13 protein-coding genes are annotated in these 13,082 nt (G+C 65.6%); 7 read left to right on the top strand and 6 right to left on the bottom strand.

Translation table 11 applies throughout. The annotated features are described in order from the left end of the window. Position 1: 1 nt before the first annotated feature. Positions 2-358: a hypothetical protein gene (locus ACSQ22_RS09265; protein WP_436130133.1), complete on the bottom strand. Its 357-nt coding sequence runs from the start codon at positions 356-358 to the stop codon at positions 2-4. Between the two features lie 23 nt (positions 359-381). Here ACSQ22_RS09265 and ACSQ22_RS09270 point away from each other — a divergent pair, with 23 nt between their 5' ends. Both ACSQ22_RS09270 and ACSQ22_RS09275 read left to right on the top strand, forming a co-directional pair. Then, positions 382-561, top strand: a complete 180-nt coding sequence (locus tag ACSQ22_RS09270) for a hypothetical protein (protein WP_436130134.1) — start codon at positions 382-384, stop codon at positions 559-561. A 29-nt stretch (positions 562-590) separates the two neighbouring features. Then, positions 591-2,276 (top strand): long-chain fatty acid--CoA ligase, encoded by a 1,686-nt coding sequence (locus tag ACSQ22_RS09275; protein WP_436130135.1) that lies wholly within the window; start codon positions 591-593, stop codon positions 2,274-2,276. Between the two features lie 101 nt (positions 2,277-2,377). Here the strand turns inward: ACSQ22_RS09275 and ACSQ22_RS09280 are convergent, their stop codons facing one another. Continuing rightward, entirely contained in the window at positions 2,378-2,752 is a 375-nt protein-coding gene (locus ACSQ22_RS09280) for a PilZ domain-containing protein (RefSeq protein ID WP_055397452.1), read from the bottom strand. A gap of 224 nt (positions 2,753-2,976) precedes the next feature. On the opposite strand from ACSQ22_RS09280, the gene ACSQ22_RS09285 reads away from it, so the two are divergent. From ACSQ22_RS09285 to ACSQ22_RS09300, 4 genes are all read left to right on the top strand, one after another. Then, on the top strand, positions 2,977-5,841 hold the full coding sequence (locus ACSQ22_RS09285; RefSeq protein WP_436130136.1) for an EAL domain-containing protein: 2,865 nt from the start codon (positions 2,977-2,979) through the stop codon (positions 5,839-5,841). 247 nt (positions 5,842-6,088) lie between these two features. Continuing rightward, positions 6,089-6,580: a hypothetical protein gene (locus ACSQ22_RS09290; RefSeq protein WP_228895041.1), complete on the top strand. Its 492-nt coding sequence runs from the start codon at positions 6,089-6,091 to the stop codon at positions 6,578-6,580. Positions 6,581-6,750: 170 nt separating this feature from the next. Further along, positions 6,751-7,527: a 2OG-Fe dioxygenase family protein gene (locus ACSQ22_RS09295; protein ID WP_228895043.1), complete on the top strand. Its 777-nt coding sequence runs from the start codon at positions 6,751-6,753 to the stop codon at positions 7,525-7,527. A 137-nt stretch (positions 7,528-7,664) separates the two neighbouring features. Then, positions 7,665-8,102 (top strand): universal stress protein, encoded by a 438-nt coding sequence (locus ACSQ22_RS09300; RefSeq protein WP_055397444.1) that lies wholly within the window; start codon positions 7,665-7,667, stop codon positions 8,100-8,102. A 190-nt stretch (positions 8,103-8,292) separates the two neighbouring features. Here the strand turns inward: ACSQ22_RS09300 and ACSQ22_RS09305 are convergent, their stop codons facing one another. The 4 genes from ACSQ22_RS09305 to ACSQ22_RS09320 all read right to left on the bottom strand — a co-directional run bounded on the left by ACSQ22_RS09305 (position 8,293) and on the right by ACSQ22_RS09320 (position 12,047). After that, positions 8,293-9,276, bottom strand: coding sequence for a tripartite tricarboxylate transporter substrate binding protein (locus ACSQ22_RS09305; protein WP_055397442.1), 984 nt, complete (start codon positions 9,274-9,276; stop codon positions 8,293-8,295). A 176-nt stretch (positions 9,277-9,452) separates the two neighbouring features. Beyond that, positions 9,453-10,637 (bottom strand): beta-ketothiolase BktB, encoded by a 1,185-nt coding sequence (gene bktB / locus ACSQ22_RS09310; protein WP_055397440.1) that lies wholly within the window; start codon positions 10,635-10,637, stop codon positions 9,453-9,455. A 93-nt stretch (positions 10,638-10,730) separates the two neighbouring features. Then, positions 10,731-11,492: an SDR family NAD(P)-dependent oxidoreductase gene (locus ACSQ22_RS09315; RefSeq protein ID WP_228895045.1), complete on the bottom strand. Its 762-nt coding sequence runs from the start codon at positions 11,490-11,492 to the stop codon at positions 10,731-10,733. 39 nt (positions 11,493-11,531) lie between these two features. Beyond that, positions 11,532-12,047, bottom strand: a complete 516-nt coding sequence (locus ACSQ22_RS09320; protein WP_121419934.1) for a MarR family winged helix-turn-helix transcriptional regulator — start codon at positions 12,045-12,047, stop codon at positions 11,532-11,534. 87 nt (positions 12,048-12,134) lie between these two features. On the opposite strand from ACSQ22_RS09320, the gene ACSQ22_RS09325 reads away from it, so the two are divergent. Further along, positions 12,135-13,019 (top strand): EamA family transporter, encoded by an 885-nt coding sequence (locus ACSQ22_RS09325; protein ID WP_436130137.1) that lies wholly within the window; start codon positions 12,135-12,137, stop codon positions 13,017-13,019. Positions 13,020-13,082: the final 63 nt, after the last annotated feature.

Consider the following 13,082-nt stretch of genomic DNA (forward strand, 5'->3'; position numbering starts at 1 on the left):
CTTACCCCCTGGTCCAGATCTTGATCGTCACGTACATCGTGTAGCCCAGGGCGAGCACCAACCACACCACAAAAAACAGGTTGGCCCAGTACTGGCCGGAATGCTCTGCCAGGGTGTAGACCTGCCCGGCGCAGCCCTTTCCAACGCAGGGAATTTCGCGCAGCACCACTGCGCGCAGGGCTTCGAGCAAAAGGTAGCAACCCAAACCGGCAACGAGCAAGAAGCCGATGGGCCCGACAGGTGGTTTGGTGAACTCATCGTTCTCGTCGCGCAAGCCCTGGTTGAGCAACTTCTGTCCGTACCGGTAAAAGAAGTAACCGACCAGGAGCATCAGGGCGTAATAGACGAGGGTCAGCATGTCGTCGAGTCTTGGTAGGTAGGATGAACAAGCGGCGTGGCGACGATGGTAGCCGACGCATCTCGATCACAGCTGCCCCAGAAGCGCTGGCGCTGCGCCGCCAGCCTGTGGCCACTGCGCCGCGTGCGACCGGTACCTCGGCGTCACATGCGCGACGCAGCATCAGTGCCATCCCCAATGCCGTGGGGCACCATGCGAACTAGGCTGTGTTCTTCAAAGGAATCCCTGCTCCATGCGCGCTCACTACAAGTTCTGGCCCCGCCGGCTGCCCAAGTCCATCACCCTGCCGTCCACCTCGCTGTGGGACAACCTGGCCACCAATGCACGCCGCTACCCCGACAAGGCGGCGCTGGTGTTTTTTGGGACCACGGTCAGCTATCGGCAATTGATGGAAGGCGCGGAGCGCCTGGCTGCGCGGCTGGCCCAGCTGGGCGTGCAGCGCGGCGACCGTGTGGTGCTGTGCATGCAGAACTGCCCGCAGCTGGTGATGGCGCATTTCGCCATCCTGCGGGCCAATGCGGTGGTGGTGCCGGTCAATCCCATGAACCGGGCCGAGGAGCTCAAGCACTACATCACCGATCCCGACACCAAGGTGGCGATCACTACCGGTGATCTGGCACCGGAGATGGCCAAGGCCAGCAATGCGTTGGCCCCTGGCGAGCGCCTGGCGCATCTGGTGGTCACACAGTTCTCGGATGCGTTCGACGTGGCCGTGACCGGCATTGATGCGCCGCCCGAAGCATGGATGGACTGGCTGGGCACGCGCCACCCCTTGCCTGCGCTGGAGGGCGGGCAGGTCCACGCCTGGGTTGATGCGCTGGCTTGTCGTGATGCGCCCCCCGCTTTGTCGGTGGGGCCGGCCGACCTGGCGCTGCTGCCCTACACCAGCGGCACCACCGGCCTGCCCAAGGGCTGCATGCACCTGCACAAGAGCATCATGCACAACACGGTGGCCGCCAGCCTGTGGGGCAATGGGTCAGCCGACAATGTGACGCTGGCGGTGGTGCCCATGTTCCACATCACCGGCATGGTGAGCGTGATGCACACGTCGATCTACTGCGGCGCCACGCTGGTCATCATGCCCCGGTGGGACCGCGACCTGGCCGGGCGCCTCATATCGCGCTACCAGGTCACCACCTGGACCAACATTCCCACCATGGTCATCGACCTGCTGGGCAGCCCGAACTTTGCCAGCTATGACCTGTCCAGCCTGGCCTATATCGGTGGTGGTGGGGCCGCCATGCCGCAGGCAGTGGCGCAGCGCTTGCTGGAGCAGTATGGCCTGCGGTATTCCGAGGGCTATGGCCTGACCGAGACAGCCGCTCCGTCGCACGCCAACCCGCCCGACCACCCCAAGCAGCAGTGCCTGGGCATTCCGTTCATGAGCACCGACGCGCGGGTGATCGACCCCGACACGCTGCAGGAGCTGCCCGTGGGCGAGCAGGGCGAGATCATCATCCATGGCCCCGAGGTGTTCGAGGGTTACTGGAAGCGGCCCGATGCCACGGCCTCGGCCTTCATCGAGTTCGAGGGCAAGCGGTTCTTCCGTTCGGGGGACCTGGGGCGCATGGACGAGGACGGCTATTTCTTTTTGACCGACCGGCTCAAGCGCATGATCAACGCGAGCGGTTTCAAGGTATGGCCCGCCGAGGTGGAGGCGCTGATGTTCCGCCACCCAGCCATCCAGGAGGCCTGCATCATCGCCGCCAAGGACAGCTACCGGGGCGAGACGGTCAAGGCCGTGGTGGTGCTGCGCGCCACGCACCAGGACACGACCGAGCATCAGATCATCGACTGGTGCCGCGAGAACATGGCGGTCTACAAGGTGCCGCGCATCGTGCAGTTTGTGGCGGCGTTGCCCAAGAGTGGCAGTGGCAAGGTGATGTGGCGGGCGCTGCAGGAGCAGGAGGCTCAGTAGGGGCCGTAGCAGTAGCAGTTGCAGTGGCCCATGGGCGGGTGGCCAGGCCGGGAGTCGGAGTCAGGGGCTGCCATTGGTAGCCCTTTTTTCCATGCCCCGGGTCAGTGGGATGGCGTAGCCAGCGTCAGCTCGCCCAGGTCGCGCTCCAGCAAGGCGGGGTCGCCCAATTGCAGTTCGATCAGGCGGCGCAGGTGGGTCACGCTGTCCAGATCGATGCCCCGGCACAGCAGGCCGGTGTGCAGGCCTTCGGTATGCGCGACTTCGGTGGACATGGCGATGTGGTTGCCGGTTTCGGCCAGGGGAATGGTCAGCTGGCAGAGCATGCCCGGCTCCAGGTCGGCCTGCGCGGGCACCATGATCAACGCGCCTTTGAGGGACAGGTCCAGCACATGCACGCTGAATGCGTCGGTGGATGTGGTCAGCAGGGCCGGTGCGTCAAAGCCGACGCGGACAAAGTGGCGGCGTTCGTGGGGCATCGCTGTCTCCTGGGCGAAGCGGGGGTGGGCACATGCTACTCCAAGCCCGGCGGTGGCAGATTGCATTTGGATGTTTTTGCAAGCTTTCGTTACCATGGGTCTTATTTCCCTGATTTCGATAGGGCCAAGCTGTGAGTCCATGCGTGTACCGGTTCGGGAGCCATTGCGTCGGCTGGCTGCGATGGGCAGTGCTGTTGGCGTTGCTGTGGGCATGTGGCGTTGCGATGGCGGCTCCGCGCGAACTGCGCGTGGGGGTGTACTCCAACGAACCCAAGGTGTTTGTGAACGCGGAGGGCAAGCCCTCAGGCATCTTTGTGGACCTGCTGCAGCTGGTGGCCACCCGAGAGCAATGGACACTGCGCTATGTGCCCTGCGATTGGCAGGACTGTCTGGATGCGCTGGCAGCCGGGCAGATTGACCTGATGCCCGACGTCGCCCGCACCCGCGAGCGCGAGCGGCTGTTCGACTTTCACGCCTCGCCTGTGCTGCACAGCTGGTCGCAGGTCTACCGCGCGCGGGGCAGTTCCATCCAGTCGATGTTCGACCTGGCGGGCAAGCGTGTGGCGGTGCTCAAGGGCTCGGTGCAGCGCGCAACCTTCCAGAGCATGATGGACAGTTTTGGAATCGCGGTGCTGCTGATCGACGCGTCCACACTGACCGAGGCTTTCGAATTTGTACAGAACGGCGATGCGGATGCGGTGATTGCCAACCACCTGTTCGGCAACTTTCATGCGGCCCAGTATGGGCTGGCGGATTCGGGCATCGTGTTCCAGCCCGCCACCTTGTACTTTGCCACCGGCCTCGGACGCAACGCCGATGTGCTGGATGCCATTGATCGATCAGTGCAGGACTGGCGCAGCGGTGCCGACACGCAATACACCCAGGTTCTGCGCCGCTGGGGCGGACAGGAGCAGGGCGCGCGCATTCCCCCCTGGGCGTGGTGGGGTGTGGCGGGGCTGGCGTTGTTCGGGCTGCTGGCCGCGCTCTCGGCCGTGGTGCTGCAGCGCAAGGTGCAGGAGCGCACACGCCACCTTCAGGTCAGCGAGCAGAAGCTGGCGGCCATCCTCGACAGCGTGGGCGCCTTCATCTACATCAAGGGGCGGGACTATCGCTACCAATATGCGAACCACCATATCCTGGAGCTGTTCGGGCGGCCCGCGAGCGAGGTGGTGGGGCAGGACGACACGGCTTTTTTTGACCAGGCCACTGCCGTACAGATTCAGGAGAACGACCGGCGCGTGCTGGAGCACGGCGAGCGGCTGGAGGTGGAAGAGGTCAATACCCACCTGGCCGATGGCGTGACCCGTGCCTACCTGTCGGTCAAGATTCCCCTTCGCCTGCCCGACGGCAGCATCCACGCGCTGTGCGGTATCTCCACCGACATCACCGAGCGCCGCCGGGCCGAGGAGTCGCTGCGGATCGCGGCGTCCGTGTTCGAGTCCTTCGAGGGCATGGTGGTTACAGGGCCGGACCAGCGCATCCTCAAGGCCAACCAGTCGTATGCACGCCTCACGGGGTATACGGTGGAGGAGCTCGTGGGCCAGACCCCCGCATTGCTGCAGTCTGGCCGCCACGATGCGCAGTTTTACGAAGGCCTGCACAGTGCGCTGCGCAGCACCGGTGCCTGGCAGGGCGAAGTGTGGAACCGGCGCAAGAACGGCGAGGTGTACCCCGCGTGGATCACGGTGACGGCTGTGCGTTCTGCACAAGGCGAGGTCACGCACTATGTGGGCACGCTGACCGACATCTCGCACCGCAAGGCGGCCGAGGAGGAGATCCGTCTGCTCGCGTTCTACGACCCGCTCACCGGTCTGCCCAACCGCCGCCTCATGAACGACCGTCTGCAGCACAGCCTGGCCACCTCGGCGCGCTCCGGTGCGGGCGGGGCACTGCTGTTTGTGGACCTGGACAACTTCAAGGATCTGAACGATACACAGGGCCACGAGTTCGGCGATCAGCTCTTGCGCCAGGTGGCGGCCCGCCTGGGCGGTTGTGTGCGCAGCGGCGACACCGTGGCGCGGCTGGGGGGCGACGAGTTTGTGCTGCTGATCGAGGGGCTGAGCCCACAGGCCCACGAAGCCGCCGCCCAGGCAGAAACCGTGGGGCGCGCGGTGCTGCTCGCATTGGCGCAAGGCTACCCGCTTGGGGGGCACACGTACCACAGCTCGTGCAGCATCGGCGTGGCGCTGTATGCCGATGCGCAGGGCTCAGTGGACGAACTGCTCAAGCGGGGCGACATGGCCATGTACCAGGCCAAGGGTGCCGGGCGCAACACGATGCGGTTCTTTGATCCGCGCACACAGGCCGCCGTCACAGCGCGCACGGCCCTGGAGTCCGGGATGCGCGAGGCTCTGCGCGACGGCCAGTTCCTGCTGCACTACCAGGCCCAGATCAGCCAAGCCCGCGGCATGGTGGGGGCCGAGGCGCTGGTGCGCTGGCAGCACCCGCAGCGGGGGCTGGTGTCGCCGGCCGAGTTCATTCCGGTGGCCGAGGCCTCGGGCCTCATCGTGCCGCTGGGGGCGTGGATATTGCGCACTGCCTGTCTGCAGCTGGTGGAGTGGGAAAAAGACCCGGCCACCGCCCCCTGGACCTTGGCCGTCAACGTGAGCGCGCGCCAGTTCCGCCACCCGCACTTTGTGGACGAGGTGTTGGGGGTGCTTGAAGAGACGGGGGCCAATCCGCAGCGCCTGAAGCTGGAGCTGACCGAGACACTGTTGCTCGACGACGTGGAGGACACGGTCGAGCGCATGACCACGCTGCGGGCGCTGGGCCTGGGGTTTTCGCTCGACGACTTCGGCACCGGGTACTCGTCCCTGAGCTACCTCAAACGCCTGCCGCTGGACCAGCTCAAGATCGACCAGAGCTTTGTGCGCGACCTGCTCACCGACGCCAACGATGCCAGCATTGCCCGCACCATCGTCACCCTGGCCCAGAGCCTGGACCTGGGCGTGATTGCCGAAGGCGTGGAAACCTGCGAGCAGCGCGACATGCTGGCCAGCCTGGGCTGCCACATGTGGCAGGGCTACCTGTTTGGGCGGCCCGGACCTGCCAGCGCACTGCGGGAGGCGCCGGCAGGGGCGGTGGTGTAGGGCCGTCTGTTGTTGGAGGGTGCTTCTATTTTGATAGCTGCTAGCGCTTGATAGGTAAGCGCTAGAAGCAAATTTTGCTTGTAAAATTGACCGCTGCGAGGCCGGCAAGGGGTTCTGTCGCCATTTCCTTACATCCTGTGCACCCTGCGCGGTGTAGGGTGTGGCAGGCCTTGTTACAAACCAGGGCCAGCCTACCGCAGCCGCCCAACGGGTGGCGGCTCCGGGTGGCAAAAACAAGGAGTCCCCCATGAAAAACACCACCATGACCACGATGCACTCACTCCGTCTTCTCCTGTCTGGCGCGATGGCCGCGCTGCTGCTGGCAGCCGCTGGCGGCGCCCACGCGCAGGCCTATGTCAACGCCACCGTGGGCGGCGAACTGGCGCCCGGCGTGTACGGCCGCATCAACATCGGCAATGCGCCACCACCGCCGCTGATCTACGCCGAGCCGGTCATCATCCACCGCCCGGCAGTGGTGGTGCCACGGGCACCCATCTACCTGTATGTGCCGCCCGGCCATGCCAAGAACTGGGGCAAACACTGTGGCCGCTACAACGCCTGCAACCAACCGGTGTATTTTGTGCAGGAGCCACCACCACGCCGTGGCCCTCCACCCCGTGCCCACGGCCGCGATGACCGCCGCTGGGACGACGACCACCGCCACGGTGGCAAGCACGACCGTGACCATGACCGGGGGCGCGGCCATGGCAACGGCAAGGGCCACGGCAACCGCGATTGATAGGCTAACGGCTAACGGCTAACGGCTAATGGCGAGCGGCGAGCGGCTAACGACTGAGGGGGAAGGCCGATTGCAGTGCTGCGGGATGCCACGCAGGTGGCAGGCCCTGCCGCACCTTGCTTGAGCCACCGCAGAAGACCTGCGGCGCCAGCGGTTAAGCTCGGGCTTCTATGGCCCAAGTCACTTTTTCTCCTCCGTTCACGGCTCCCTCCGATGTGGCGAGCCAGCTTCGCCAGGCGGGCTACGCCGTTCTGTCGCCTGCCGATGTGGCCCGCTGGGTGGGCTGCGATCTTTCGTCGCTGATGGCCCTGAATGGCGACTGGGCGGCGTTGCCGCCCGATGATTTTCTGAAGGACGGTGGCCGCTACCGGCGCCGCCGCCATGCGTGTTTTGTGGTGCAGGGCGGGCAACTGCAGCAGGCACCGCACCGGGCGCACTGGCAACCTGTGGAATACAACGCGCTGCATGGCGGCATGGAGCGCTGGTTTGCGCCCATGGAGGCTGCCACCGTGGCCCAGCCGGTGTGGCAGCAGCTGCTGGCTGCGCTGGCTGGGGTGTCCGATGCCGTGTTTGCTCCGTCCGAGGCGCCCGTGCCCTGGTTCATCGAGGCGCACCAGTTCCGCATCGACACCACCGACGGCATTGGCCGGCCCACGCCCGAGGGGGCGCACCGCGATGGCGTGGACCTTGTGGCCGTCTTCCTGGTGGGGCGCGAGGGCGTCAAGGGCGGCGAGACGCGCGTGTTCGAGGCCGCAGGCCCGAGCGGCCAGCGCTTTACGCTGACCGAGCCGTGGTCTTTGCTGCTGCTGGACGATGCCCGCATGATCCACGAGTCCACCCCCATTCAGCCGTTGGCCGAAGGCGGGTACCGCGACACCCTGGTGGTCACCTGCCGCCGCGGCAACTTTCAGGGGGCGGACGTGGTGGGGCAGACCCCGGCAGCCTGAACACAAGCGCCTGCAGCAGCGCATGTGTGCAGCCGATTTGATGCGAATCAAGATGCGGGGTATGGTGGCGGTTCACACTCTGGTTCAAGAAGTCGGGCCACAAGCTTGACTCACCCATCAACCCAAGGAGAAGCACCATGTTCAAGCACATTCTGGTTCCAGTCGATGGTTCCAACACCTCGATGCTGGCCGTGTCCAAGGCGGCCGGGCTGGCCAAGACCTTTGGCAGCGCCGTGACGGCGGTCTATGTGGTAGACCCCTATCCCTTCACGGGCGTGGGGGCCGATTTTGCGTATGGCCAGGCGCAGTACATCAATGCCGCTACCTCCGAAGCCAACGCGGCCCTGGAAGCCACGCGCAAAGCCATGGCCGAAGCCGGTGTGGCTGTGACCACCGTGGTGGGCGAGGGCCATGCCGTGCACGACGGCATCCTGCGCGCGCTGGAGAGCACAGGCGCCGATCTCATCGTGATGGGTTCCCACGGTCGGCGCGGCCTTGAAAAGCTGGTGCTGGGCAGCGTCACGCAGCGCGTGCTGGGTGTGGTGCATATCCCCGTGCTGGTGGTGCGCGACTGAGCGAGTTGCTCCATAAAAAAACGGCTCCTTACGGGGCCGTTTTTCATGGCAGTTCTCGACAACGCTGCGCATCCGCTTCCCACAGCTCGCGGAACAGGCGCGCCTCCCACCAGTGCACCCGTGGATCTGGCTCCGCCAGGCCACCGGGTGCGTCCCCCTTCAGGGGGAAGGCGCGAAGCGCCTCAGGGGGTCACTCAATCTTTGCGCCGGAGGCTTCCACGATGCCCTTCCACTTGGCGTAGTCGGTCTTGAGCAGGGTGCCAAACTGTGCGGGCGACATGGCTTCGGGCTCGGCGCCCTGGGCCTGGATGGCGGCCTTCATGTCGGGCGTGGCCAGCAGCTTGTTGATTTCAGCGTTCACGGTGGTCACCACGGCGGCGGGTGTACCGGCTGGGGCAAACACGCCGTACCAGGTGCTCACATCAAAGTCCTTGAAGCCCGACTCGGCCACGGTGGGCACTTCGGGCAGCGACGAGCTGCGCTTGGCCGACGTGACGGCCAGCGGACGCAGCTTGCCTGCCTTGATCTGGCCCATGGCAGAGGGCAGGGACGAGACCAGCAGGTCCACGTTGCCCGCCAGCGCATCCATCAACGCGGGGTTCGATCCTTTGTACGGGATGTGGCTCAGCTTGACGCCTGCGGCCTTCTCGAACAGGTCACCTGCCAGGTGGATGGAGGTGCCGTTGCCGGGCGAGCCATAGGTGATGGTGCCGGGCGAGGCCTTGGCGGCGGCCACCACGTCGGCCAGCGTTTTGTACTTGGAGTTGACGCTGGTGGCGATGACCACGGGCGTGTAGGCCACGTGGGCGATGGCGGTCAGGTCCTTGGTGGGGTCCCAGGGCAGGTTTTTGTACAGCCAGGGGCCGATCACGAGGTTGTCCTTCTGGCCCATCACCAGGTCATAGCCCGTGGGCGCGGCCTTGACAGCTTCGCCAATGCCGATGGTGCCGCCCGCGCCGGCCTTGTTGTCGGCCACCACGGTCCACTTGGCGCTTTCGGTGAGTTTGGTGGCCACCAGCCGCGAGAGGATGTCGGTGCCGCCGCCGGGCGGGAAGGGCACGATCAGGCGGATGGGCTTGGTGGGGTAGGCCGCAGCCGGTGCGGGTGCCTGGGCGTGCGCGGTGGTGCCCACGGCAAAAGCGATCGCGGTGAAGGAAAGCAGGGTGCGAATCATGGTGTGGTTTGTCTCCGTCGGTTCATGGAATGTGCAGGCGGTGGCTGGGCACACGCCACCTGGCTGATCTGGGTCAGCGGGCGCCAATGATCGCTGATGACCGGAGGCGCCCGCCTTGCCAATGGCGGGTGGCAGCATCGCGGGTGGCGATGGCAGTGTTCCCACCCGCAGGGAGGTCAGATGCGTTCAAAAATCGCTGCAATGCCCTGGCCGCCGCCGATACACATGGTCACCAGCGCATAGCGGCCCTGGATGCGTTGCAGCTCGTGGATGGCTTTCACGGTGATGAGCGCGCCGGTGGCGCCAATAGGGTGGCCCAGCGAAATACCCGAGCCATTGGGGTTGACCTTGGCAGGGTCCAGGCCCAGGTCCTTGGTCACTGCGCAGGCCTGGGCGGCAAAGGCTTCGTTGGCTTCGATCACGTCCAGGTCGTTGACGGTGAGGCCCGCCTTTTTCAGCGCCAGCTGCGTGGCAGGCACGGGGCCGATGCCCATGTACTTGGGGTCTACACCTGCGTGGGCGTAGGCCACCAGGCGTGCCAGGGGCTTGGCGCCGCGGGCCTTGGCGGCACCGGCTTCCATCAGCACCACGGCGGCGGCAGCGTCGTTGATGCCCGAGGCGTTGCCGGCCGTCACCGTGCCGTTTTCCTTGATGAACACGGGCTTGAGCTTGGCCAGGTCGTCCATCGTGGCGCCTGGGCGGAAGTGCTCGTCGGTGGCGTACAACACGTCGCCCTTTTTGCTCTTGAGCGTGACGGGGACGATCTGGTCTTTGAACACCCCATTTTGCGTGGCGCGTTCGGCGCGGTTGTGGCTTTCCACCGCCAGCTTGTCCTGGTCTTCACGCGTGATGCCCCATTTGGCGGCAATGTTCTCGGCCGTCACACCCATGTGGATGTTGTGGAAGGGGTCGTGCAGAGCGCCGATCATCATGTCCACCATCTTGGTGTCGCCCATGCGGGCACCCCAGCGCATGTTCAGGCTGGCAAAGGGCACGCGGCTCATGTTTTCAGCGCCGGCGCCAATCGCCACGTCGGTGTCGCCCAGCAGGATGGACTGGCTGGCGTTGACGATGGCCTGCAGGCCCGAGCCACACAGGCGGTTCACGTTGAAAGCAGGCGTGCCTTCGCCGCAGCCACCGTTGATGGCCGCCACGCGCGACAGGTACATGTCCTTGGGTTCGGTGTTGACCACATGGCCAAACACCACGTGGCCCACGTCCTTGCCTTCCACGTTGGCACGTGCAAGCGATTCGCGCACCACGAGTGCGCCCAGTTCGGTAGGAGGCACGTCCTTCAGGCTGCCACCAAAGGTGCCAATGGCGGTGCGCACTGCGCTGACGACGACGACTTCACGGGTCATGGGGAGGTCCTTTCAGATGAATTTGAGGCTAAATTGGCCGCTAGCGCTTATCCAGAAAGCGCGAGCAGCTATAAAAACAGGAGTTTCGGGGCTTTAGGCATCTCTGACATCGGCCACCGGGTTGGTGCCAAAGTCTGCGCGCTCCAGCCAGGCGAGCACGCGGATAGCGGCGTCGGTGGGCGATGTGAGTTGGCCACCCGTCTTGAGGTTGGCGAAATTCTGGCGGTCCGGGAAGGCGGCCGGGTCGGCGCCGCGCAGCTGGACCTGCATGTCGGTGTCGATCACTCCAGGCGCCAGCGAGCATACCTTGGCACCATGGGGCTTGAGGGCCTCGTCCAGCGCCACGCAGCGCGTGAAGTGGTCCATGCCGGCCTTGGCCCCGCAGTAGGCGGCCTGTGAGGCCATGGCCCGGCGGCCCAGGCCCGAGGAGATGTTGAGTACCTTGCGGGGCACCGTCCAGCTGTCCGTTGCACCCAGGAAGGCGGCGGTCAGTTGCATGGGCGCTTCCAGCCCCACACGCAGGGCGGTGGCCAGGTCGTCCACATTGCTGTGTGACAGCGGTGCAATCTGCGGAATCATGCCCGCGTTGTTGATCAGCGTGGCGCTGGCAAATGCCTGCGGGCCTTGCGCCTGCAGCCAGGCCTGCAGCTTGTGGGCGGCCTGTTCGCCCTGCGACAGGTCTTGCTGCCACTGTTCGATGGTGACGCCTGCCGCTTTCGCTTCAATGGCCAGGTCGGCGTTGGTGCTGCGCGCGATGCAGACCAGGGTGTTGCCGCTCTTCAAAAGCTGCTGGGCCATGGCCAGGCCCATGCCGCGCGATGCGCCGGTGAGGATGGTGAGGTGGTTTTGGGGCATCCCGCCATGTTACTGCGCAGTACCCATGGCCGGGGGTAATTACTGCCCTGTGGGCGACTCCAGCGCCGCCAGCAGCAGTGCCAGCCGGGCGTCAAGTGCCGCAAGGTCAGCGGCCTTCAGTGGCGCCAGGATGCGGTGCTCGTTGGCCACATGGGCTTCCACTGCGCGGTCGATCAGTGCCAACCCCTCGGGCGTGAGCTGTACCAGCGAGCTGCGCGCGTCGTCGGGGTTGGGCCGGCGGGTGATCCAGCCCTGGGCTTCGAGCTTGCCCATGCGGTGCGTCATGGTGCCCGAGGTGACCATGAGCGTGGAAAACAGCGTGGTCGGTGCCAGGCAGTGTGGAGCGCCGCTGCGGCGCAGCGTGGCCAGCACGTCGAACTCCCAATAGCTCAGGCCGAATTCGGCAAAGGTCTCGTCGAGCCTGCGCTGCAACAGCGCGGCGCAGCGTTTGATGCGGCCGATGGGGCCCATGGGGCTCACGTCCAGGTCGGGGCGCTCACGGTGCCACTGGGCCAGGATGGCGTCCACGGCGTCGGGTTGGCGTTGAGTGGCCATGGTGTTGGTGATGAAATTATCTTGAATTCAAGATTGTAGGGTACGGGCGTGGTAGGATTATTTATCTTGAATTAAAGATAAATTGCCATGCAAAACCATCGTACCTCTCCCTGGCTGGATGCGCTCACCACGGCCGTGGGCCCGGTCATTTGGGGCTCCACCTACATCGTCACCACCGAGCTGTTGCCGCCCGACCGGCCGTTCACTGCGGCGCTGCTGCGCACGCTGCCTGCCGGCCTGCTGCTGGTGTTGTGGTGCCGCCGTTGGCCGGCGTGGGGCGATTGGGTGGGGTGGCGGCGCCTGCTGGTGCTGTCGGCGCTGAACATCGGGGTCTTCCAGGCGCTGCTGTTTGTGGCGGCCTACCGGTTGCCGGGGGGCGTGGCGGCTGTGGTGGGCGCCATAGGCCCGCTGGTGGTGATGGGGCTGGTCTGGGCGCTGGACCATCGGCGCCCGCCCGGCCTGGCGTTGGCGGCGGGTGCCCTGGGCGTGCTGGGCATGGCGGCGCTGCTGCTGTCGCCGGGGGCGCGGTGGGACATGGTGGGCGTTACTGCAGCGCTGGTGGGCACGGTGTGCATGGCAGCGGGCACATTCTGGTCGCGGCGCTGGCGGTCGGACCTGCCGGTGCTGGCATTTACGGGCTGGCAGCTGCTGGCGGGCGGCATCATGCTGGCGCCCGTGGCCTGGGTGGTCGACCCGCCGCTGCCCGCGCTCTCGGCTGCGCAGGTAGGCGGTTATGTCTATCTGAGTCTGGCTGGTGCCCTGTTGGCCTACGCGCTGTGGTTTCGTGGCATTGCGCGGTTGCCGTCGGTGGCGGTGTCGTCGCTAGGGCTGCTGAGTCCGGTCACGGCCGTGCTGCTGGGCTGGGTGTTGCTGGGGCAGGCCATGACGGGGGTGGCGCTGGGGGGCATGCTGGTGGTGCTGGCCAGCATTTTGGCGGTGCAGTGGGCGATGTCGAGGCCGGTGCAAGGGTAGGTTCGTTGGTCGCGCCTGGATGCGGTCTTGTTTGCTATATTAGTTATAGCTAACAATGAGAAC

Source organism: Acidovorax sp. LjRoot38 (assembly GCF_964252975.1).
In the GTDB taxonomy this organism is placed as follows: Bacteria; Pseudomonadota; Gammaproteobacteria; order Burkholderiales; family Burkholderiaceae_C; genus Acidovorax; species Acidovorax facilis.

Excerpts from the sequence above, each read along its gene's own strand:
- ACSQ22_RS09290 (WP_228895041.1), top strand. The coding sequence starts at position 6,089 with ATGAAAAACACCACCATGACCACGATGCACTCACTCCGTCTTCTCCTG.
- ACSQ22_RS09280 (WP_055397452.1), bottom strand. The coding sequence starts at position 2,752 with ATGCCCCACGAACGCCGCCACTTTGTCCGCGTCGGCTTTGACGCACCG.
- ACSQ22_RS09285 (WP_436130136.1), top strand. The coding sequence starts at position 2,977 with ATGGCGGCTCCGCGCGAACTGCGCGTGGGGGTGTACTCCAACGAACCC.
- ACSQ22_RS09325 (WP_436130137.1), top strand. The coding sequence starts at position 12,135 with ATGCAAAACCATCGTACCTCTCCCTGGCTGGATGCGCTCACCACGGCC.
- bktB (WP_055397440.1), bottom strand. The coding sequence starts at position 10,637 with ATGACCCGTGAAGTCGTCGTCGTCAGCGCAGTGCGCACCGCCATTGGC.
- ACSQ22_RS09275 (WP_436130135.1), top strand. The coding sequence starts at position 591 with ATGCGCGCTCACTACAAGTTCTGGCCCCGCCGGCTGCCCAAGTCCATC.
- ACSQ22_RS09320 (WP_121419934.1), bottom strand. The coding sequence starts at position 12,047 with ATGGCCACTCAACGCCAACCCGACGCCGTGGACGCCATCCTGGCCCAG.
- ACSQ22_RS09265 (WP_436130133.1), bottom strand. The coding sequence starts at position 358 with ATGCTGACCCTCGTCTATTACGCCCTGATGCTCCTGGTCGGTTACTTC.
- ACSQ22_RS09300 (WP_055397444.1), top strand. The coding sequence starts at position 7,665 with ATGTTCAAGCACATTCTGGTTCCAGTCGATGGTTCCAACACCTCGATG.
- ACSQ22_RS09315 (WP_228895045.1), bottom strand. The coding sequence starts at position 11,492 with ATGCCCCAAAACCACCTCACCATCCTCACCGGCGCATCGCGCGGCATG.
- ACSQ22_RS09270 (WP_436130134.1), top strand. The coding sequence starts at position 382 with ATGAACAAGCGGCGTGGCGACGATGGTAGCCGACGCATCTCGATCACA.
- ACSQ22_RS09305 (WP_055397442.1), bottom strand. The coding sequence starts at position 9,276 with ATGATTCGCACCCTGCTTTCCTTCACCGCGATCGCTTTTGCCGTGGGC.
- ACSQ22_RS09295 (WP_228895043.1), top strand. The coding sequence starts at position 6,751 with ATGGCCCAAGTCACTTTTTCTCCTCCGTTCACGGCTCCCTCCGATGTG.